Origin of the sequence: Segatella copri (genome assembly GCF_026015625.1) — a bacterium.
GTDB classification, from domain to species: Bacteria; Bacteroidota; Bacteroidia; order Bacteroidales; family Bacteroidaceae; genus Prevotella; species Prevotella copri_H.
This window is the reverse complement of sequence record NZ_JAPDVG010000001.1, coordinates 367,306-389,362: the sequence shown is the minus strand read 5'-3', so window position 1 is coordinate 389,362 and position 22,057 is coordinate 367,306. Positions and strand designations below refer to the sequence as shown.

Below are 22,057 nucleotides of genomic sequence, written 5' to 3'. Positions count from 1 at the left end.
ACCTAGATTTGATGATACTCTCATCATTTCTAGGTATTTTTGTTTTAAAACTACATTATTGCTACCAAGTTGCAAAAAATTATTAGTATTTTTGCAGTCGAAAAGAAAAAAGAGCTGACCATGAGGTCATGCCCCAAAGAAAAGAACAAGATTAAAACAAGGAAAGATATATGAAATTATCAGAACTTAAAACAGGTGAAAGCGCCGTTATCGTCAAGGTATCAGGACACGGTGGCTTCAGAAAGAGAGTCATCGAGATGGGATTCATCAAAGGCAAGAAGGTAGATGTACTCCTTAACGCCCCACTCCAGGACCCTGTAAAATACAAGATCATGGGCTATGAAGTTTCTCTCCGCCACAGCGAAGCCGACCATATCGAGGTGGTTTCCATTGATGAAGCCAAGAACGATGCAAAGCTCAGCAAGGCGGAAGAAGAAGACCGCCAACAGGTAATTAACTCAAAAGTAATAGATTCCAACGATAGCGACGAGCAGGCGCTCGGCGACAAGATGCTCGTAGCTGAAAGAAAAGACAATGCCAGCAACGAAGCCCTGGCTGAACAGGAAGCAGAAAGACTCCACCGCGTCATCAACGTGGCACTGGTAGGAAATCCAAACTGCGGTAAGACTTCCCTCTTCAACTTTGCTTCGGGTGCTCACGAACGCGTAGGAAACTATAGCGGTGTAACCGTGGATGCGAAAGTAGGTGAAGCCAATTTCAACGGCTACCACTTCAATCTGGTAGATTTGCCGGGTACCTATTCCCTCTCGGCTTATTCGCCAGAAGAACTCTATGTGCGCAAGCAGCTCATCGAGCATACGCCGGATATCGTCATCAACGTCATCGACACCAGCAACCTGGAGCGCAATCTCTATCTCACCACACAATTGATAGATATGCACATCCGCATGGTCTGCGCCCTCAATATGTTTGATGAAACCGAGAAGCGTGGCGATAACATCGACTACGACAAACTGGGCGAACTCTTTGGTATCTCGATGATTCCTACCGTCTTCACCAATGGCCGAGGCGTAGATAAGCTCTTCGAGACCATCATCGAACTCTACGAAGGCAAGGAAGATTCCAGCGCTCACTATCGCCATATCCACATCAACCACGGACATGAGATAGAACATGGTATCGAGCATATCCAGAAATATCTGAAGGCAGATGATTCCATCCGCCAGCGCTACTCTACCCGATACCTCTCTATCAAGTTGTTGGAGAATGATAAGCACGCCGAGGAATACGTAAGTCATCTGAAATCGGCCAAGGAAATTTTCGCAGCCCGTGACGAGGCAGCCAAGCGTGTGAAGGAAGAGACCCTGGAGGATAGCGAAACCGCCATCATGGATGCCAAATACGGTTTTATCCATGGCGCATTGCAGGAAGCAGGCTATGAACCGGGCAAGGCGAAGGATACCTATCAGGTAACCCACCTCATCGACAGAATCCTGACCAATAAATATGTAGGCTTCCCTATCTTCGTCCTCCTGCTGTTCATCATGTTCTCAGCCACCTTCGTTCTGGGCGAGATTCCTAAGGGATGGATTGAGGACGGCGTAGCATGGCTGGGCGAGTTCATCAGTAATACGATGCCGGACGGACCTGTAAAGGATATGCTGGTAGATGGTGTGATTGGTGGTGTAGGTGCCGTGATCGTGTTCCTGCCACAGATTCTGATTCTGTATTTCTTCATTTCTTATATGGAGGATTCGGGATATATGGCTCGTGCAGCCTTCATCATGGATAAGCTGATGCACAAGATGGGCCTGCATGGCAAGTCATTCATCCCGCTGATTATGGGATTCGGATGTAACGTACCTGCGGTGATGGCAACGAGAACCATCGAGAGTCACCGTTCGCGTCTGATTACGATGCTGATATTGCCATTGATGAGCTGTTCGGCTCGTCTGCCAATCTACATCATGGTCATCGGAACATTCTTTGCCATCCAATACCGTTCGCTCATCATGGTATCGCTCTATCTCATCGGCATCTTCCTAGCCGTGATATTGAGCCGCATCTTTGCCAGTTTCGTGGTGAAGGGCGAAGATACCCCGTTCGTAATGGAGTTGCCTCCTTACCGCTTCCCTACCTGGAAGGCGATAGGCCGCCATACCTGGGAGAAGGGTAAGCAGTACTTGAAGAAGATGGGTGGTATCATCCTTGTGGCAAGTATCATCGTATGGGCTTTGGGGTATTTTCCTCATAATGAAGAACTTGATAACCAGGCCCAGCAGGAGCAAAGCTATATCGGCAGAATCGGTAAGACCATCGAGCCTATCTTTACCCCACAGGGATTCGACTGGAAACTGGATGTGGGCTTGGTTTCCGGTGTGGGTGCCAAGGAGATTGTAGCCTCAACAATGGGCGTGCTCTACAGCAACAACGACAGTTTCTCTGATGATCAGGATTACAACGATGAAGACGGAAAATACGAGGTTTTGAAGAAACAGATGACTTCAGACCTGAAGAAGACCTACGGTTACAGCGATGCCGAGGCAGCAGCGAAGGCAACGCTCACCGCCTACTGTTTCCTCCTCTTTGTATTGCTCTACTTCCCTTGCATCGCCACAATCGCTGCCATCAAGGGCGAGACGGGCAGTTGGAAATGGGCAGGCTTCGCCGCCGGCTACACCACGCTCCTGGCATGGGTAGTATCAGCCCTGGTCTTCCAGATAGGATGTTTGTTTATCTAATCAAGGTGTCTGCTTTAAGAAAACAAACAAAGAGAGCGCACAACACCTGAACGACAGCCGCACAACAGCTGAGCGACGCTTGCACAACACCTGTTGTGCAAGCGCACATCAGCTGTTGTGCGGCTTACTATATAATATATCCAGAAGACTTATTCTATATATCTGAAAGACTTCAAGTAACTGTTTGGAAGATTTTAGTCATATACTAGAACGTTATCAGTCATATACCTGAACGACATCAATCATATCATTAGAAGACATCAACCGTTTCCTTATTCAGGATAATCTCTTTCCTACCTTTGCGGCAACAAACGCTATCATCAGACCCAGGCAGGCGGCAATGCTGATGGCAATGCGGAGACCGGTAGCCTCAGCAAGCCATCCGATAACCGGAGGACCTACAAGGAAACCGAAGAAGCTGATGCTTGAAACGATGGTAATAGCGATGCTCGCCTTGATGGTTCCCAATTTTCCGGCGATACTGTAACAGATAGGAACCGACGAAGAGATGCCGAAACCTACCAGCAGGAAACCCAAGGTGGCAGGAATGAGATAAGGCAAGGCAGCAGCCAGCCACAAACCGCCCAATATCAAACCACCACAAACCTTCAATACTCTGGCTGGGCCGTATTTCGTAACAAACCCATCAGCCATGAATCTACCCAACGTCATCGCACCCATACCAGCCACATAGCCCGCACGGATAAAAGCCTCATCGGGTTTTACTACTGATGAAAAATATACGCTACTCCAATCGTAAACGGTACCTTCACAGAACATGCCTGCAAATCCCATCAGTCCCAAAAGGAACAGAATCGGGTCGATGGTCTTGAAAGAGAACTTCGGAACATCCTCCTCTTCTGCTTTCGCCATGGCATCATTAATCAGAAAGCGGAAACCGACAGCAACGATGAGAATACTCAGAGCCAGGATAGTTCCAAAGTGGACATCTATCGGGAGCAAAGTGTTGGCAAAGATGGCACCGATGATACCACCGGAGAATCCACCCAGACTCCACAGACCATGAAACGACGACATGATGTTGCGCCCATACATCTTCTCTACCAGACATGCCTGCGTATTGGTGGCAATGTTCATCAGATTCGCCATCATTCCGAAAGCAATAAGACTCAAAATCAGATGAAAAACCGTAGTACTGCTACCGATGCAGAAAAGAACCAGAACATAGAGCACCTCAGAGAGAACCAGCATCTTCTTGCTGCCAAATCTACTCACCAGGATACCCGAGAAAGCCATCATCAGAAGTTGGCCGATAGGAATGGCGAAAAGCACCGTTCCCAACTGACCGTTGCTCAGATGCAACATCTGTTTTACATCCGGAATACGGCTTGCCCAACTGGCAAACACGACTCCCGGAACAAAATAATAAGCCGCAACCGCCACTCGCTTGCGCGCCAAATCACTTAAATTACTCAAACTGACTGTCATCCTTAATAATATACCTATTATAAATACTCATTTCTATTAGCGGCTGCAAAATTACAAAAAAAAACAGAAAAAGACTGATATTTGAACAATAAATGTTGCGCCGTTTGAGATTTTTGCCGTACCTTTGCACTCAGAAAAAGAATTAAAAACAAACTAGCAATGAAGAAACAAACAATGATTACCCTGGCACTCACCTTGACTTTGGCAATGCCAACCCTACCCGCCTTCGCCCAGAAGGCGATGAGCAAGAAAGAAATCGCCGAAAAAGAAAAGGCATTCAAGAACCTTCAGCATCCCTGGAAGGGAAAGAAAGTGGCTTACTTCGGCGACTCCATCACAGACCCAAGAATCAAAGCATCAAAAGTAAAATACTGGGGATTCCTGCAGGATTGGCTCGGCATCACCCCTTACGTTTATGGTGTGAGCGGCAGGCAGTGGAACGATATTCCCCGTCAGGCAGACCAACTGCAGAAGGAACATGGCGATGATTTTGATGCCATCCTCATCTTTATGGGTACCAATGATTATAACAATGGTGTGCCTATCGGCGAATGGTACACGGAGACTTTCGACAGTGTGAGAGTAGCCCGCCACAAGCCAAGCGAAATGGTACAGCGCCGCCACCGCCACTTCTGTATGGACAAGAATACATTGAAAGGCCGCATCAACATCGCCATGTCGAAGCTGAAGCAGATGTATCCTACCAAGCAAATCGTGGTGATGACTCCTGTGCATCGTGCTCTCTTTGCCAGTGGTGACAAGAACATCCAGCCAGATGAGATGTACGAGAATGCGCGTGGCATCTTCTTCGATGAATACGTGAAAGCTATCAAGGAAACAGGCAATGTCTGGGCAGTTCCGGTCATCGACCTCAACTCCCTTTCCGGTCTCTTCCCTCTTTACGATGCTGGTGCGCAGATGTTTAACAAACCGGATACCGACCGTCTTCATCCAAACGATGCCGGCCACTCCCGCATGGCAAAGACCATCATGCAGCAGCTATCTGCATTGCCTTGCGTCTTCTAGAAATCCGTGGCAATAGGTGGCAATAGGTGACAATAAGAATACGTCTTATTGCCACCCATTTCTTTCTGTGTATCAATTACTTACAATCTGCGTGGCAGATGTGACAATAAAATAGAAAAACTTTTTCTATATACGCGATGAAACATAACCATCAATATCGCTAAATGTCGTATCCAGAAACGTCAGGTCTTTCATTTGCAAGACATCAATCATACGATATTCCTTATACAACTGGCGAGAAAAACGAAGTTCAAAGGCCAAACGCAAATCATCTGTTGCATCAGCCCCTTCATCCTGCTTTGCCTCTTTACCCGTAATGGTTCTCATTCTTACAATCTCATACACATCACGAATCCCCTTACCCTTAATATATGGCAAGAAATAATGAAGATCCTGCAATGCTATGGTTGACGGGAACTTGGCACCCGTATAATATAAGGTGGCAGATTGATTCAAGAAACTCTTTTCGTACCCACGCCGATGACTCGGACGAACCACACCAACCAACACCCGATTATCCACTTCCATTACAGTACCCTTCTGCGGAATCACATGTTGCACAGTATCCTTCGCCTTCGTTTCTATCAGTTCCCGGATAAAACCTTCAAGCAACTTTCTGTTTTCGTTATCGTTCGGACGAAGCGGAAAAGCACCTATGTTCACCTCCTTAATAGTCTGATAGAACTTTGAAACCTCCACATCAGCCGGTTCACCATCACCAGGAAAAAGAATGTATCCACCAATCACTTCCTTCTTTAACGGAGCCTCAACATAATCTCGATAATAAATGGCATCACGATAACGATGCATCTGATTGATGGCATCATCCGGCGGCACATCTACTCCACTCGCATTCTTGCTGGCTATCCGATATTTCGCATCGAAGAGATAAGTCATCTTCATATCTTTCTGCAGATCATTCTTGGTAAGCTGCAAGACAATATCCGGCTTCTGAGGTACTGTTGGTACTATCAGATTCTGCATTCCAATACTATCGTTGGTCTGCTCCGTACTTTTCGGATTATATACCAATTCGGCAAGTTCTACCCCATCTTTTCTAAAGAGAATACGAGAATGCTCTCCCTTACCCAACTCCCAGGTAAACAGACCATTCAGTTCCATTCGATTGCGATGTTCCACATCATCCTGATCCAGATTCAACTCCTTCTTTACTATGTGGCTCACCTCTATGAAACACCATATTTCATAAAGCGTGGCGATGTCCTTGGATTGCAACCGATAGATGCCTTCATTTAGAGAGTAAGCCTTACGGAGCAAATTCCAAGTACGATAAACCTGACTATATCCCGTAGCTTTCTGAAGAACCATACTTTCCTGGTTCAACCCCTTGAAACGCCCAACGGTTCGGAAGAAAGAATTTTTCCTTAACCGATTCAGGGAAACATAAGTTGCCTGAAGTTCTTGCTTAGTAGCATCAGAGACCTCCTTAACCTGCTCTATACGAGTTTTTAAGAGTTCATACTTACTCGTAATCTGCGATAAAGCAAATTTCAGAAATCGATTTTCCTGGGTATCATTCGACTCTATTTTTTCGGTGATACGATAAAGATGAGCGGGTTCTTTGCGATGCTCAGCTATTTCATTTTCAAGAGACATAGGAATCCGCCGCAACTTATCAGCCCGCAGATAAGTTTCCCTGCCATGCAAGCGATGACGTGGTCGGTCGATAATGTGCCGACAAGCCTCCAAGAACTTCTTTTGTTCACAAGCAAAGATACTCCACCATATAATCTCTGGCGTTTCTCCCTGTTTATCAGGAGCAAAGCTATGATAGGTCCGTTTTAGAAAATCAAGCGAGAGCATCCGATACTCTTGCTCAATATCCTCTACAATTTTCTTCCAATGAGAATGATAATCCAGTTTGGTACTCAACACCTCGAAGGAGAATGAAAACTTTCTTTTGATGAGCTCAGAAGATACACCATCTGATTTCTTTCTCTTGACAATATAATCAAAACAGATTTCAGAACGTCCTATCTCATTGCCGAAATTCAGAAAGCCAGCCAACATACCATGACGGAAACTGAACCTGTCGTTATCATTCTGCAAGATGGAACCAAAATGTGCATCTACAATCTTGGCATCATTCTTTTCCTCAAACTCCACCCATATCGGATAGTCTGCATTATCAAAGAATATGGCAGGAGCAGAAGAATCTTTTAATATAACCTTAGAAGTGGATTGGTCATTCAAATACCGCTCCACCAGTTCAACACCATCCGACCAGGAATATGTGGAGGAAAGTTTGTCTTCCCCCACATTCCTCTTCGCTTTATCCCAAATAGCATCAAACTTGGTGCATTCTATGGTCATCACAAAGTCGTGATGCTTGATTCTTAAAAGTTCCATTACCGTTAACTCCAAAAACTAGTATAACCAGAACTAAGTTTCTTTTCCATTTCATCCAATTTAGCCAGAGAAACAGAACTATCTCTCATGTTTTCCGGCAACATCTTCGAAACAACTTCCTTTAAAGAAGCAAGCAACTCCGCCTTTACCTTCTCCTCATCGCCTTCTATTCTAGATAGGATTTTCATAGAAGTAATTTCATCCAAAGCACGGGCCACGACTTCATTTTGCGTCATTTCCAAACCTTGGCTATTTTTACGATAAGGCAAATTATTGACCACATAGAGCAGGAACTCGTTACGGGTTCGATAAGCTATCTTAAAAGGTGTACCTTCCAATACTGCATTGATTTCCTGTAAGTACTGTATCGCCTGGTTGCAAACCTCCTGGTTTTCCTTATACACGTCAACACCCTCCACCTTATCTCCTACCAAGTCTTCAAAGTTGAGTTTTCCTATCTGTTCGTGTCGGGAAGTTAATCCACCATATAAATCCACCTCATTCATTTCGATGGTCATGGCTCTGTCGAGTACTTTTCGGGAGAAAGAAAAGGTTGTTTCGTCCATATTGACGGTTCCCACGATAATGAGGTTCTGGGGGATTGTAATACCTTTATCTATGAACTGCTGTTTTAAAATATCCTTTTGACCATCAGAACAATCTACCAAAAGTTCATCTATCAGTTTTTTATACCAAGCCTTAGGAACGAATTCTGCATGTTCACCATTCCTTTCTTTTTCAAATTCAGGCTTGAGAATTGGGTCTGTCACAACCTTACCTGTTTCATTGCGCTTTCGAGATTCCACAACACTCAGATATTCTGCAAAATACTGTTCAACAGGAGCCAGGTTCATTTCATCTAAACATAAGAAATATGGGGTACTTTCATTCTCCCATGCTCGCACTACAAACTTCAAAAAGTCACCAGCAATAAACGTTGGTTCATCTCCAAGTCTGCTTACATACCCAATAAGTTCAGAAGAGTCGTGCCAATTAGGCTTCACCTGTATCATCTCAAAGTTCTTTGGCTTATGATCCTTATATTCAGGAGAATCAACATCCCAACAAGCACGAGCCAATTCACGAACGATTCTACTTTTTCCAGTACCAGAAATACCTGCCAAAAGAAGGAAAGGCTTCGACTTAATGGCCGTGATATAAGGACGATAAGTTTGGTTGATTTCACTTTGAGTGACCGGTGGCTTTTGATTATCAACTTGTCCAGGCAATTGTCTTACTAGCAAATCCAAAGATGTAGAAAACATAGGAGCCTTCCATTTCAAATTCTCCAGATTATCAGCACTATAAACTCCTTTACCTTTCACAATATCAGGCAACATATTCTCGCCAATATAAGAATTCAGTACCCTCAACGGTCCAACAGTCTCACCACTTTTAAACAACGCACTATCGCCATTCTCTAAAACCTTGCAAATATTCTCCAGATTAAAAACAACTTCTGCTCCATCAGGCTTTTTGATCTTATAGCAGCAATCAATAATAAACGTAGAAAGAATTGATTTCAATCCATCTTCGAACTTATCACCACACTCTTCACCATTCAACCAATTATTCAGCAATGAGTCTGTATATTCAGCCTGCATAGATAAATAAGCATCAAGGACTAGCATTTTGTCAGAAAAAGCAATCAACTTATTGTAACGATTCGCACCTGTTCGTTCTTGTTTTCCATTCTCTACAAAATCTATTTTTCCCAAATGTAAAAACAATTCCAATCCCACCTGTAATGCCTCACACTGAGACTTAAATAATGGAGATTGATTTATTCTATCTTGCAAATTAGGCAATTGTGGAAACTGCTCATTAATGCGCACCAACAATTTCTTACTCAAACAAATTGCAATATTATCCCCAACATTCACTTCTTCAGAAAAAAGGACTTTAGAAGGATTTGCACATGACTTATAAATGATATACAAAGAAGCCAAAAGTTGCTTGAAAGAATTCAAGGAAGATTTGATTCCCAATCTGAGATTAGGATTTTCTCTATAAATCAATGATGAAGGAAAAACATCTGCCATAATTGTTCTATTTTTCGTTGTTTATAATAACTTCAGCTATAGCCTTTGCCAATAAAGGAGGCACAGCATTTCCTACTTGCTTCATTTGACAGGTTCTATTACCATAGAATCGGAAAGTATCAGGAAAAGATTGTATTCTCGCTGCTTCTCTAATAGTAAGACACCTATCTAATACAGGATGAGTAAACCTGCCAGAGGAAGGCGTATCAAACCTCGTGGTTATTGTTGGAGCAATCCCATTTTCCAATAATCTGCACCAAGTACCACTATAAATAGACTTAGTCAGCAATTCCTTTGGCAAGACTTCCTTTCCTTTTCCTTTAGGAATCATTTTCAATCTGTCTAAAGCAGACTTCGAATGCTTGGTTGCCACATGATTATAAAGGACTTGCGCACCTGCACGAAGTTTCTTTTGATAAGAAGATATTGCAGGTTTATCATAATCACGCTCATCAACACCTTCTCCCGATGCAATGAAAGGTAAATCGTAAATGGCATCCTTAACCGTAGTCTGAATATCAAGAGGTTCAGGTAATTTCACCTCTAGCTTATTCAACTCGCCCAAGAAGATTGCTCGCCTTCTATCTTGTGGAACCCCATAATCTTTTGCACACAGTACACCACAAGTTACAACATAACCAAGTTCCTCAAAAGACTTTATTATTTGGTCTTTAAAATACCCATTTGATGTCGTAATAATATTAGGCACATTCTCTAAAACAAAGTACTTCGGTTTGAACTCAGCCACAAATTTCACGAATTGTTTAAATAAGAAATTTCGTGGATCATCTAAACTTAACCGCTTACCCTTTTGAGAGAAGCCCTGACATGGTGGACCACCAATAATCACATCTATATGAGGATGCTTTTGATGTAACAGAACAACATCAACATTACATATATCATCTGCTATCACATCCGTATCGGTATTATTTTTCTTATAAGAAGCAGCTATATCTTTATCATACTCAATAGCAAAAGCAACATCAAACCCTGCCATTCTAAAACCTTCTGACATACCACCAACGCCAGCAAACAGATCACCTATTATCATAAGACTTCCTTTATTCGTTTTAAAGATAAATTAAAGTATTCTTCATTCAACTCTATTCCTATAAAATTCCTATTAAGTTTGGCAGACGCAACACCTGTTGTACCACTACCCATAAAAGGATCAAGAACAACGTCACCTCTATTAGAAAGTATATTCACGAAATGTTCTATTAACGCCAATGGTTTTTGAGTAGGATGCTTACCCATTTTTCTTTCTTTCGTACTTATCGTACTTGTTTCTACGAAATCATGAATAGCTTTACCTTCGTTATTAAATGTACCTGTTGTTGCATCATTGACCATATAAACCCAAGGTTCAGTTGAATTTATAAACTGCAAGTTCATATTTCTTGGCAAAGGATTCGTCTTATGCCAAACACCTACTGTTTTATAATAAAAGCCATGTTTCTGAGCTAAGTTTATGATAGTCTCGACTTTAATGATAGACATAAAGACAATCAACGAGCCACGCTTTTTCAAGACACGATTGCATTCATGAAAAAGCATGTCCATTTGCTGAGTCCATTCCACAAAGTCTAGGTCATCCCAACCTGATGCAGCAAAATGACCATCTCGAAGCTTATTCATATTTGTACCACGCTTTTTCATGAATAAGCCCAAATTATAGGGTGGATCCGTTATTATTAAATCCACAGAATCTGTTGGCAACTGACATAAACACTCGATAGCATCACCTTGCTTCAAAAGTATCTTTCCATCAATTCCCAAGAAACCTTTTATCTCTTGTAAATCTTCCATTCTGCACTGAATAAAAAATCCAATACTAGCCATACTTACAACATTCAGTTGCAAGTACACATATAGGAATAGTGACAGAGAATGGAAAAGTCAAACACAGACAATAGAACCATACGCTGCCGCTATAGAAAACTATGAGCGTTGAACTTTATTCTGGAAGTACGAGCCACAAGCAAAAAATACCTGAGAGCATGATACAAAAGAAGCGTGAGCTTCACTTATCATACTCTCAGGCATTTGGCGTGGCCCGTAAAACCGATAAGTTCCGCCCACGCTATAGCGCAGGCGTTCACTTAATCTCGGTTTTACATCTTTTAATCGCCAAATTTCGAGAGTATTCCGAATATCGTAAACGCTTTGTATATTAATATGTTATATATCTAAAGTTTATTCTTTCTGTTTCTTATTTTTCTATTTTATTTGTTCAACTTATGTTACAAGGGAACGAAGCCGAAGGCACCGACACCCTATTCGATGGCAAAGGTACGAAAAATAATCGAGACTTCCAAATATCAAGGAAGATTTTCCAATCGGTGATTGGAAAAAATTCTGTCTTGCTATTCATCCTCAGCACCCAATTCCTTGGCAATTTTCAGCGACTTTCTGATTTGCTCCATCAAGACTTTACGAGAAGGAAGTTCCGTCATGTATTGGGCGACCTTGATTCCCGCCTTGTCGAGTTGGAGAAGTTCGATTTGTTCCCCATCTACCAGAAGACGACATTGTCAGATAGAACTCTACAGCTAAAGGATCTTTTACCGGAAGAACCTCTATTATATGCGACCATGTCAATTGGGTCGCAAGTTGCGACACAATTTGTTCTTTTGGTATTTATCCGATGCCTGTGAGATTCGGAGGCATCTATGTGCCATACGCTACCTTATTCAGGGCTGGAGCCAAGAGGTGGAAACCTGCAACCCTTCATCGAGGAATTCAAGTCATAAGCTCCCACAGATTTGGCTTTCCCTTCGTCCGCCGATTTTCAATTCACAGATTCACACAGATGGGGCTTGATTAGTAGTAATCAATGCCTCGTTTCTCGCACTCTCCTCGCAGGGCAGCGAGGAAGTAGCTGCGCTCGCTGCCCCAACCACGAACCTTGCGCTCGTGATCTATGGTCTGCTTCAAGCGCTCATCGCTGTATGCAGCAAAGCGGGCAGCATACTCTGAAATTCTTGACTCGGCATAACCTGCATCAACAGTTGATGACTCGGCATTAACTGCCTTAATTGTTGAAGACTCGGCATTAGCTGCCATTACATTCTCATTGTTCTTTAAATCTGAATTTGGATTCATAAAGATAATTATTTTAAGTTGTTAAACACTTACACATTCTTTTACCACCGTGGTTATCTCTATGCGAAACTCGGTTGGTGTGCCGCAACTGGGCAACTCTTAATGCTTGATTTCGGGTGCAAAAGTACATCATTATTCTAAAACCACCAAATTTTTTCGGGATTATTTTTCTTGTTTTTTTCCTTCTTCTAAAGAAGAAGATTTTCGGGGAAGCAAATAGCAAGAAAATACCCGACTTGATTAGAAGAGATATACTCGACTTGATTGAAGGAGATTCCCTTAAATGGTTAAACTTTCCTATATTTGCATTATAATAGTATTATAATAATAAAATTATAATTATCTTTGCACCATGATTATCAGAAAGATATAAGACTATTCAAAGACAATAAAGAAGATAATATACAATGATAGAGAATCCGTTTATTCTGCGAGGATACATATCCGACGCTTACTTCTGTGATAGAGAAAAGGAAACCATCGACTTGATAAGAGAAATCAAGAATGGCAATAATATCACCCTGATTGCACCTAGAAGAATCGGCAAGACAGGGTTGGTGCAGCACGTCTATGCCCAGGAAGGCATCAAGGATAAATACTATACATTTCTTGTAGATATTTATGCCACAAAAACCCTAGCCGACTTCATTCAGGAACTAGGCAGAAGTATTCTGCAAAGTCTGAAACCTAAAGGCACCAAAGTAGTGGAACATTTTCTTAACTGCCTCCACTCACTCCGTTCATCCATCAGCTTCGATATGAATGGTGTACCTTCGTGGGGAGTAGATTTGGGAGAAATCACCAGTCCAACCACAACGCTCGATGAAATTTTCCTTTATCTAGAGAGCGCAGATAAGCCTTGCATCGTGGCCATTGATGAATTCCAAACCATCAGCAGCTATAGAGAAGCTAATGTGGAAGCCATACTGCGCACCTACATCCAGCACTGCCATAATGCCAGTTTCATCTTTGCCGGATCTCAGCGCAATATGATGTCGGAAATATTCTTGAGCCATGCCCGTCCTTTCTACCAGAGCACCTCCATAAAAACACTGAAAGCTATTGATCGAGAGGTGTATGCCGACTTCGCTACTCGTCTTTTCGAGGAAAGACAGAAGCATATCAAACGAGAAACCATTTATCGAATATACGACCGTTTTGACGGCATCACCTGGTATCTGCAAAGGATGCTCAATAAGATTTTCTCGCTCACGGAAAAGGCTGATGACAAGATGATGGAAAAGGCTGATGACAAGACGAGGGAACTGGCTGATGATAAGATGATGGAACTGGCGCTCAACTCGATTATAGACGAAAGTGCTTTTGCCTATGAAGCCCTCCTTTTCCAGTTGCCAGCCAAGCAAAAGGAACTTCTCTTAGCCATCTGCAACGCTGGCAAGGCTCAAAACATCATGTCATCGGCATTCATCAAGAAGCACAATCTTCCTTCCGCCAGTTTTGTACAAGGTGGTATCAAGGGATTATTGGAGAAAGATTTTGTTACGGAGACGGATGGAACTTACGAACTATACGATAAGTTCTTCGGTGAATGGCTGAAGAAGGAATTATAAAGTATAAAGATAGAAGTATAAGAATATAAAAACAAAGAATGATATGATACAGCAAGTAGAATTTTCATTGCGTCCGCTTCCTCGCGGCTTTCACCTCGTAACCAACGAGGTGATGAGGAACCTGCCAGCGCTGCCTAAGACAGGGATTCTGAATCTCTTCGTAAGACATACCAGTTGCGGATTGTCGCTGAACGAGAACTTCGACCCAGATGTGAGACATGACTTGAAGGGTATCTTCGAAAGACTGGTTCCGGATGGCGACCCAAGATACCTGCACCAGGATGAAGGACCGACGGATATGTCGGCCCATGCCAAATCGAGCATGGTGGGTGTATCGCTCACCATTCCTATTACCAATGGCAGACTGAACCTTGGCACATGGCAGGGGATCTACCTCTGCGAATTCAGAGAGGGAGGCGGAAGCCGACACCTCATCGCAACGATTATCGGGGAATAAAGATAAAAACGAGGATGTTCGCACATCCTCGTTTTTACGTTAACATAATCATTTATTCTATCGCGTCCAATTCCGCTTCATCCTCTTCCTTCTCCTCTTTCTTTCCGAAATTAGGATCAATCTTCAGGAAAGCAGTAACCAGGAAGGTGATGGCGCAACATGCCATCACGATGATGAAGAACATGCGGTAACCTACCATATCCTTCAGATATCCAGAAACCATGCCCGGCAGCATCAATCCGAGATAGGAGATACCCGTACAGATGGAATAATGGGAGGTCTTGAACTTTCCCTGACTGTAGAACAGCATGTAGAGGGTAAGAACCGTGAAGCCCAGACCATAACCCAACTGCTCGACAAAAAGACAGCTGGAAACCACGATGAGGTTGCTGTTGAGCGAGTAACTCAGATAGATGTAAACCACATCAGGCAAGGTGATGGCGCAAACCAGAGGCCAGAGCCATTTCTTCATTCCATCCCTGCTCACCAGAATACCACCAAGAATTCCACCCAGCAGCAAACCTATCAATCCCACAGTACCGTTGGCAAAGCCATATTCCTGAGGTGACAAGCCCAGTCCACCCTGCGAATTAGGACGGAGGATGAAGGTCTTGGTCATGGTGTTCAGAAGCGCTTCAGGGAATCGGTAGAGTAAGAGAAAGAGCATCACACAGACGGTTTCACCCAATCCGAACTTCACGAAGAAGGTGCGGAACATGTTCTTCAGTTCATGAGCCACTTCACCCACCGTTCTGTCGGTCTGCACATCATCCTTCGGGCGAGGCATGAAGCGGCTGTGGTAGAGCCACAAACCGATGAAGATACCTGCCAGTCCGTAAAAGATAAGCGCCCATGAGAAGCGAATCTGGTTGCGGAAGAGAACCTGAAGCACACCTGCCAGCATCACCAGAAAACCATTCACAAAGATGATGGCGAGGCGGTAGAAGGTGTTTCTCAAGCCCACAAACTTGGTCTGCGTGTGCTCATCCAGCTCAATCATATAGAAACCATCTGCCGAAATGTCGTGGGTGGCACTACAGAAAGCGATGAGGAAGAAGAAGCACATCGTTGCCTGGAACCAGAAGGCGGTAGGCAGCGAGAAGGCGATGCCGGCAAGGGCAGCTCCGATGAGAGCCTGCATGGTGAGCACCCACCAGCGCTTAGTCTTCAGCAAATCTATGAACGGACTCCACAAGGGTTTGATGACCCAGGGAAGGGCGAGCCATCCGGTATAGAGACCCACCTCAGCATCGGTCAGCCCCAACTGCATGTACATCACCACAGAGAGGGCGGTTACGATGACGTTGGGGAGTCCTTCGGCAAAATAGAGGGTCGGAATCCATGCCCATGGACTCCGACTGTTTTTCTTTGTTACCATTTTACATCACTATTTATAAAGTTTCTTGATTTCAGCACCCTGATAGTAGTGCAGCAGGATGGCATCATAATGATAACCCTGCTCGCCCATCACGGCAGCACCAATCTGGCAGAGGCCTACTCCGTGCCCCCAACCGGCTCCGATGAGTTCGAAACGCTGAGGCACTCCCTGCTCATCCTTATCATACTTATCCACCACGAAGGCTGAACTCAGCAGATGACTGTCGCTCAGCGTACGGCGGATTTCGAGTTCCTTACCGATGGTAAAGGTCTTCTCTGTTCCGATGATCTGGAGTTTGCTGATTCTTCCACTCTTTCCGCGCTCCACGGCCTTCATGTCAAGGATGGCACCCAGGTCCATCTTCAGTTTGTCGGCGATGAGCTGCTGCAACTTCTCCTGGCTGAGCGTTTCCTTCCAGCGGTAGAAATTGACGGTTTCCTGATCATAGTCGTTGAGCACTTCTGACAGGATTTTCTTGTCCTGCGTGTTGCAGAAAGCTGGCGGATTAAAGCGGATCCATTTCTCAGCCTCCTCCTCATTGGTCAGATTAGGCAGTGTATGTTCCACGCCCAGGGCGATGTCGCGAACCGCCGTGAGATAAGTCTTCGGCGTGTCCTCCCAGCAATACTGGAATTCCTCGGTTATTCCGCCGCAGCATTTCGAGAATCTTGCATCGCAGATTTCTTCGCCGTCCATCAGAATCTGTCCCTTGGTCTGGCGGATGGCTTCAGCTACATGGGGCGATGTTTCCTTGGTGATACCCTGGTAGCGCTGGCAGTGGTCGTCGGCACATACATCAAAGAGGGTGTGGTCTTCGCGGTCGTACCAGCGAATGAGCGTATCTTCCTTCTTGGTGAAGGAGAAGAAGTTGTTGCCGCTCTCAGCCACCTCTCGGCGCTTCTTCATCTGTGCCAGGAGCCATGAACGGGAGATGACGGCGTGCGCCTTCAGGAGTTCGAGACTCGAAGTGGCACTCATCTCACTGCTGATGACGCTCTCCAGATATTTCTCTACAGGCAACTCATTGATTGCCACAATCTTATCCGATTCTACCACAAAGCGGAGCGTGCCCAGGAAGGTTTGGGTTTCCTTGCGCTCCCAGTGGAAATTGACACCGATGGTTACGTCGCTCAGCGAAAACGAGGCGTCGGCACTCTGCGGATGGAAGGTGAGCTGGCTGTACTGGTTGCCGTTCCAGAGCACACCGCCCTCAGAGAATTCTACCACCTGTTCGCCCAGCACCTTTTCGCCCTTGGCAAGATAAGGTTTGTTGAGCGAGAAATGAATCTTCTGCGCACTCACGATGCCCACCGTTACGTCGGGCTGCTTACCTTTATTATATAAGGTGGAAGAGGCTTCGGCTGCATCCTCAGCATCCTTAGATGCCTTCAGTTTGGCGATGATGGCGTTCATCTTTTCTTCCGAAACGCCACATTCCTGCAGCAGCGAGAGTGCCTTCTCCTCGGTCAGCTTGCGGAAATCTTCCTCACGAGGGGTGATGATGAGTCCGCTCATGTCCAGGGCTCCCGGCGAAACTACAAACTGGGCGTCGCCTTCGGCAAAATAGGCTTCCGGACGGTGCTTTTCTCTCGGAATGACCACGCTGATGAATTCCTCGCCCTTGCGCCAGGAGATGATGTTCATCATCGGTTCGGTTTCATCGCCACGCTGAGGCATTGCCTTGTAGAGACGGCGGAAGAGGGCCTCATCGCTCTCAGCACTCTTCGAGATGATGACGAAGGCGGGAACGATGAAGTCGCGAACCACTGAGATTTTCTCCTCATCATTGAGAGAGATGATGTCGGTCAGGTTGCGGGAGAGACGCTGCCAGTTGGTCTGAAGAGGAAGGATGCCGTTGGTTCCTGCCTGGAAATGAAGATGGTCTGGAGCCGATGCACCACACTTCGGACCATTGTAGAACACCATCAGGTCGCTGTGCAGACTGATGAAGCGGTGCATCTCGCCGTAGTTCTTGTAGATGAGCTGAGGCTGATGCTTGCGTGCCGGAATGGTGAAGTGGACTGGCAGAATCGGGAACGGATTCACCAGAAGATGGAATTTCTCGTCTATCTGCTTCGACATCTGTTCCTTAGGACGGTTCTTGTCACAAAGGAAACAAGGGCGCTCGCCCAGGGTTTTCTTATCTATCTTGGCGCCCGTACTTACGATGCGGGCTGGGTTCCACTGCAGTTTCAGCTGGTCGGAGAACTGGCGGGTTTCTACATGCTTGAGGTCGCGGAAGCGATGGCGCGCATCGGTCCAAACCTCCAGCTGACGGTTGAAGAAACGCGAGATGCTACTGTCCTCCATAATGTCGGCCTTGCCCTGCAGCATGTGCTGGCGTGCCTTCAGTTCCATGGTGCGCAGGCGGTCCTTATACAGGTTGTTGGCGTTCACCTTCTCTACGCTGAGGGCAGCATCGCTGTTACCTCCCCAGCGGCGGCAGAGGTAGAGTTCGTCGTAGATTCTGCCGATGCGGTAACGGCGCGAAAATGCCAAGCCGAGCGCATAATCCTCACCATACGAGGTGTTAGGAAACTGGATCTGTCTGACCAGCGGAGTGAAAAAGGCGCGCGGAGCACCCAATCCGTTGATACGCAGCGCATTGTTGCATCCGTTTTCATCGGTCCACTCCTTGTGGTCTATCAGTCCCGGTGGCAGGGTGTTGAGGTCGAAGTCGCACATGCGGTATGAGCCGATAATCATGGCTGCCTTCTGCTTGTAGAAGGCATCTACTATCTTCTGGAGTGTCTTTGGTGAAGAATAGAGGTCATCGCTGTCAAGCTGTACGGCAAACTTTCCGCAGAAACTGCTGTTGATGGCTTCGTTCCAGCATCCGCCTATTCCCAGGTCGGTTCTCTCCGGCACAATCTGTATCAGGTTGTCGGCTTTAAGTTCATCCAGTATTTCGCCGGTGCGGTCGGTAGAATGGTTGTTCACTACGATGACGTTAAACTTGAAGTTGGCCTTCTGTCCCAGCGCACTCTTCACGGCATCAGCCACCGTCTTTTCGCGGTTGAAGACGGGGATGATGACAGATGCCTCGTATTCAAAATCCTGTTCACCGAAGTCGGGCTGGCGGTAGAAGGTGGTGTCTATCAGGGCGCCCACCTTGCCCAGATGCTGGGTGCATGCCTTTTCCATCTCAATCTGCACCTCGCGGTTGCGCGGGTTTACATAGTCAAACTGCTTCTCGCCGCTCTTACGGGTGTCGAGTTCGGCTTCTGAATAGAGGAACTCGTTGAGATGGAAGATTTCACCCACGCGGCTCAGATAGAGACGGAGGTCATAGAGGGCGGCAAACTGATACTCTTCGCGGTCGGGTTGGGCGATGTAGTCGGCCAGCGCCTGTGCCTTGATGCACCAGAGGCTTCCAAAGTCGAAGTCATCTCGCAAAGAACCTGACTGGTAGTCAATTACCGGATGTTTCTCCATTTTGCCTTCCACCATCTTGTAGTGGTCGGCGTAAACCATGACGGCATCCGTATCATCTGCCACTCTGAGGAATCGCTCCAGCGTGTTGTTTCCCCATCCTATGGTGGTGTGGCGGGTACAGATCATTACGTAGTCGGCATCTGTATTTTCAGCGATGCTGACAATGGTGTTACTGCTTTCCAGGCGGTCGGTGATGACAAACGTACATCCTTCGGGCACCTGATGATGAGCGGCAAAATCAGCACTCACCAGGAAGTGGATATGCTGTACAGTCTTGTACTCATGAAGCACCGACAAGGCATTCTGCGCATCGTCGATGTATTCGCAAGGCAAGAAAAGGTCTATTTTTTCTCTCATTTTCTTACGTTATTTTTGTTCACTTCAGCCCTTTTCGGGGGGCTAAATCTGTGTTTTTTATCTTTATTTTATCTTATTATATTAAAATATGTGGCAAAGATACTAATTTTTCGGCAAAAAACACTATCTTTGCAGTATGAATAATGAAAAAAAATATCTTTTGGGCCTTACACTTGCCGAATTGAAGCAGGTGGCAAAGGACTTAGGCATGCCCGCCTTCACCGGTGGGCAGATGGCGAAGTGGCTCTATGAGCAGCATGTGAAGAGCATTGACGAGATGACCAACATCTCGAAGGCGAACCGTGCCAAACTCGCTGCCGAATACGAAATAGGATGCTTCGGATATTCCGATGCACAACATTCGGTGGATGGTACCATCAAGTACCTCTTCCCTACCCGGAGCGGCAAATTTGTCGAGACGGTTTACATCCCCGACAAAGACCGCGCCACGCTGTGCGTTTCTTCGCAGGTGGGATGCAAGATGAACTGCCTGTTCTGCCAGACCGGCAAGCAGGGGTTTGAGGGCAGCTTGCCTGCAGGCGACATTCTGAACCAGATTTACTCGCTGCCGGAGGTGGACAAGCTTACCAACATCGTGTTCATGGGTCAGGGCGAGCCGATGGATAATCTCGACAATGTGCTGCGCGCCACAGAGATTCTCACCGCCGACTACGGCTGGGCATGGAGCCCGAAGCGCATCACGGTAAGTTCGGTGGGCGTGAAGAACAAACTGAAGCGGTTCCTGGAAGAGAGCGACTGCCATGTGGCCATCAGCATGCACGACCCTATCCCTTCTGAGCGCGCAGAACTGATGCCTGCCGAAAGGGGCATGGGCATTGAGCAGGTAGTAGAACTGCTGAGGAACTATGATTTCTCTCATCAACGCCGCCTGAGTTTCGAATACATCGTCTTTAAGGGCGTAAACGACAGTATGCAGCATGCCAAGGCCATCATCAAACTGGTGAAGGGACTTGACTGCCGCTTCAACCTGATCCGTTTCCACCAAATTCCAGACATTCCTCTGCAAGGTGTGGATGATGAGAAGATGGAGCAGTTCCGTGATTACCTCACCCAGCATGGTGTCTTCACCACCATCCGTGCCAGCCGCGGCCAGGACATCTACGCCGCCTGCGGTCTGCTCAGCACCTCGAAGAAAATCGGAGAAATCCGTGAGCACGAGGATGAAGAGAAGATGAATAAGTAAGGAAAGGTGGGGGAAAAATGGTTAGAGAATCTTTAAAGATCCTACTTGCCGGCTGTCTTTTGTTCCTTTTTCTGGCAAGTTGCAGCCTGGGAGGAGGAAAAAACAGAAAACAGCCCAAGAGCACAGGACAGCCTTACGAGGTGGTGCTCGAGGGAGATACCGACAGCATCGTTACGAAGATACTGACGGAAGAGGTGCCTGCCCTGCCCCAACCCGAACCGCTCTGCCGGCTCATCCAGGTTAAGAAGGGCAAGATCCACGGCAGCTACCTGCTCGCAAGAACTCGCATCGTAGTGAACATCCCGGCAGCGGAATTCTCAGTCAGGCTGAGCCGCAACGAGAATGCCTCACCGCAGACCGTCATCCGCATCTCTGCCCGCTCGCTGCAGCAACTCAGAGAGAAACTCAACCCCGAGAAACTGCGCCAGCTCGTAGATGAGACTGAACTGGAGCACCTCGCCTCCATCATCTCCACCAACCCGAGCAAGCAGAACCGCGAGATGCAGCAGCTGGTAAAGAAGAACTTCGGCATCAGCATGATCATCCCTGCCGAAATGCAGGCCAGCAAGAAGGCGAAGAACTTCATCTGGATTTCAAACAACGCCAGTTCGGGCATGAAGAACCTCATCCTCATGAAAGTGAAGAGGGAAGAACGAAGAGGGAAAGCCAATTCTGATGCTTTTCCTGCTCAAGAGAAGCAGCAGATTGACAGCATGCTCCGCACAAACATGCCCGGCGAAACCGACAGCATGTACATGATAATCCCGGTCCTTTCTGAAAAAGGACTCTGGGAGATGAAGGACGATGCCATGGGAGGCCCCTACGTGATGAGGCGCATCCGCCTGAGAAAAACGGGGGATGAAATCATCATCATCGGCTTCGTCTATGCGCCCGAAATGAAAAAGAAAATATTAATCAAGCAGCTAGAAGCTGCGATTTCTACTATAAAATAAAACGA

Annotated in this window: 15 protein-coding genes and 1 riboswitch; of the genes, 6 read left to right on the top strand and 9 right to left on the bottom strand. The window is 46.0% G+C overall.

The genetic code is table 11. The annotated features are described in order from the left end of the window. The first annotated feature begins 170 nt into the window (after positions 1-170). Positions 171-2,702: a ferrous iron transport protein B gene (feoB, locus tag ONT19_RS01790; RefSeq protein ID WP_118065608.1), complete on the top strand. Its 2,532-nt coding sequence runs from the start codon at positions 171-173 to the stop codon at positions 2,700-2,702. 276 nt (positions 2,703-2,978) lie between these two features. On the opposite strand, the gene ONT19_RS01785 is transcribed toward feoB, so the two are convergent. Beyond that, positions 2,979-4,139 carry an MFS transporter gene (locus ONT19_RS01785; RefSeq protein ID WP_220431723.1) on the bottom strand — a complete coding sequence of 387 codons (1,161 nt, stop codon included), beginning with the start codon at positions 4,137-4,139 and terminating at the stop codon, positions 2,979-2,981. Between the two features lie 171 nt (positions 4,140-4,310). Here ONT19_RS01785 and ONT19_RS01780 point away from each other — a divergent pair, with 171 nt between their 5' ends. Further along, positions 4,311-5,177, top strand: a complete 867-nt coding sequence (locus ONT19_RS01780) for an SGNH/GDSL hydrolase family protein (RefSeq protein WP_264952431.1) — start codon at positions 4,311-4,313, stop codon at positions 5,175-5,177. Positions 5,178-5,303: 126 nt separating this feature from the next. Here ONT19_RS01780 and ONT19_RS01775 read toward each other — a convergent pair whose 3' ends face one another. The 6 genes from ONT19_RS01775 to ONT19_RS01755 form a co-directional block, all read right to left on the bottom strand. Beyond that, positions 5,304-7,547, bottom strand: a complete 2,244-nt coding sequence (locus ONT19_RS01775; protein WP_264952432.1) for a restriction endonuclease-like protein — start codon at positions 7,545-7,547, stop codon at positions 5,304-5,306. 5 nt (positions 7,548-7,552) lie between these two features. Then, the gene (locus ONT19_RS01770; RefSeq protein WP_264952433.1) at positions 7,553-9,589 is read right to left on the bottom strand and encodes an McrB family protein; all 2,037 of its coding nucleotides are present in this window, start codon (positions 9,587-9,589) and stop codon (positions 7,553-7,555) included. A 7-nt stretch (positions 9,590-9,596) separates the two neighbouring features. Continuing rightward, positions 9,597-10,643: a DNA cytosine methyltransferase gene (locus tag ONT19_RS01765; protein ID WP_264952434.1), complete on the bottom strand. Its 1,047-nt coding sequence runs from the start codon at positions 10,641-10,643 to the stop codon at positions 9,597-9,599. After that, entirely contained in the window at positions 10,640-11,434 is a 795-nt protein-coding gene (locus tag ONT19_RS01760; RefSeq protein WP_256625006.1) for a DNA-methyltransferase, read from the bottom strand. The genes ONT19_RS01765 and ONT19_RS01760 overlap by 4 nt, the downstream gene beginning before the upstream one ends. A 591-nt stretch (positions 11,435-12,025) precedes the next feature. Beyond that, a complete protein-coding gene (locus ONT19_RS16280) occupies positions 12,026-12,214 on the bottom strand; it encodes a hypothetical protein (RefSeq protein WP_367383875.1) in 189 nt (62 codons plus the stop codon). 201 nt (positions 12,215-12,415) lie between these two features. Continuing rightward, entirely contained in the window at positions 12,416-12,697 is a 282-nt protein-coding gene (locus ONT19_RS01755) for a hypothetical protein (protein WP_264952435.1), read from the bottom strand. Further along, positions 12,697-12,808, bottom strand: a riboswitch (SAM-I-IV-variant riboswitch). Its footprint overlaps the gene before it by 1 nt. Positions 12,809-13,104: 296 nt before the next feature. Between ONT19_RS01755 and ONT19_RS01750 the strand changes: the two genes are divergently transcribed. Both ONT19_RS01750 and ONT19_RS01745 read left to right on the top strand, forming a co-directional pair. Continuing rightward, entirely contained in the window at positions 13,105-14,268 is a 1,164-nt protein-coding gene (locus tag ONT19_RS01750) for an AAA family ATPase (protein ID WP_153084465.1), read from the top strand. A 43-nt stretch (positions 14,269-14,311) separates the two neighbouring features. Continuing rightward, complete coding sequence (locus ONT19_RS01745; RefSeq protein WP_006846346.1) at positions 14,312-14,725, top strand: secondary thiamine-phosphate synthase enzyme YjbQ; 414 nt, start codon at positions 14,312-14,314, stop codon at positions 14,723-14,725. Between the two features lie 52 nt (positions 14,726-14,777). Here the strand turns inward: ONT19_RS01745 and ONT19_RS01740 are convergent, their stop codons facing one another. Both ONT19_RS01740 and ONT19_RS01735 read right to left on the bottom strand, forming a co-directional pair. Next, positions 14,778-16,103, bottom strand: a complete 1,326-nt coding sequence (locus ONT19_RS01740) for an MFS transporter (protein WP_119228742.1) — start codon at positions 16,101-16,103, stop codon at positions 14,778-14,780. 9 nt (positions 16,104-16,112) lie between these two features. Next, entirely contained in the window at positions 16,113-19,895 is a 3,783-nt protein-coding gene (locus ONT19_RS01735; protein ID WP_264952436.1) for a DUF4922 domain-containing protein, read from the bottom strand. Positions 19,896-20,031: 136 nt separating this feature from the next. On the opposite strand from ONT19_RS01735, the gene rlmN reads away from it, so the two are divergent. Together rlmN and ONT19_RS01725 are read left to right on the top strand one after the other, a co-directional pair. Then, a complete protein-coding gene (gene rlmN / locus ONT19_RS01730; protein WP_022121005.1) occupies positions 20,032-21,099 on the top strand; it encodes a 23S rRNA (adenine(2503)-C(2))-methyltransferase RlmN in 1,068 nt (355 codons plus the stop codon). Positions 21,100-21,116: 17 nt separating this feature from the next. Then, entirely contained in the window at positions 21,117-22,052 is a 936-nt protein-coding gene (locus ONT19_RS01725) for a DUF4837 family protein (protein ID WP_264952437.1), read from the top strand. Positions 22,053-22,057: the final 5 nt, after the last annotated feature.

Coding starts and splice junctions, on each gene's coding strand:
- feoB (WP_118065608.1), top strand. CDS start 171: ATGAAATTATCAGAACTTAAAACAGGTGAAAGCGCCGTTATCGTCAAG.
- ONT19_RS01780 (WP_264952431.1), top strand. CDS start 4,311: ATGAAGAAACAAACAATGATTACCCTGGCACTCACCTTGACTTTGGCA.
- ONT19_RS01775 (WP_264952432.1), bottom strand. CDS start 7,547: ATGGAACTTTTAAGAATCAAGCATCACGACTTTGTGATGACCATAGAA.
- ONT19_RS01770 (WP_264952433.1), bottom strand. CDS start 9,589: ATGGCAGATGTTTTTCCTTCATCATTGATTTATAGAGAAAATCCTAAT.
- ONT19_RS01765 (WP_264952434.1), bottom strand. CDS start 10,643: ATGATAATAGGTGATCTGTTTGCTGGCGTTGGTGGTATGTCAGAAGGT.
- ONT19_RS01760 (WP_256625006.1), bottom strand. CDS start 11,434: ATGGCTAGTATTGGATTTTTTATTCAGTGCAGAATGGAAGATTTACAA.
- ONT19_RS01755 (WP_264952435.1), bottom strand. CDS start 12,697: ATGAATCCAAATTCAGATTTAAAGAACAATGAGAATGTAATGGCAGCT.
- ONT19_RS01750 (WP_153084465.1), top strand. CDS start 13,105: ATGATAGAGAATCCGTTTATTCTGCGAGGATACATATCCGACGCTTAC.
- ONT19_RS01745 (WP_006846346.1), top strand. CDS start 14,312: ATGATACAGCAAGTAGAATTTTCATTGCGTCCGCTTCCTCGCGGCTTT.
- ONT19_RS01740 (WP_119228742.1), bottom strand. CDS start 16,103: ATGGTAACAAAGAAAAACAGTCGGAGTCCATGGGCATGGATTCCGACC.
- ONT19_RS01735 (WP_264952436.1), bottom strand. CDS start 19,895: ATGAGAGAAAAAATAGACCTTTTCTTGCCTTGCGAATACATCGACGAT.
- rlmN (WP_022121005.1), top strand. CDS start 20,032: ATGAATAATGAAAAAAAATATCTTTTGGGCCTTACACTTGCCGAATTG.
- ONT19_RS01725 (WP_264952437.1), top strand. CDS start 21,117: ATGGTTAGAGAATCTTTAAAGATCCTACTTGCCGGCTGTCTTTTGTTC.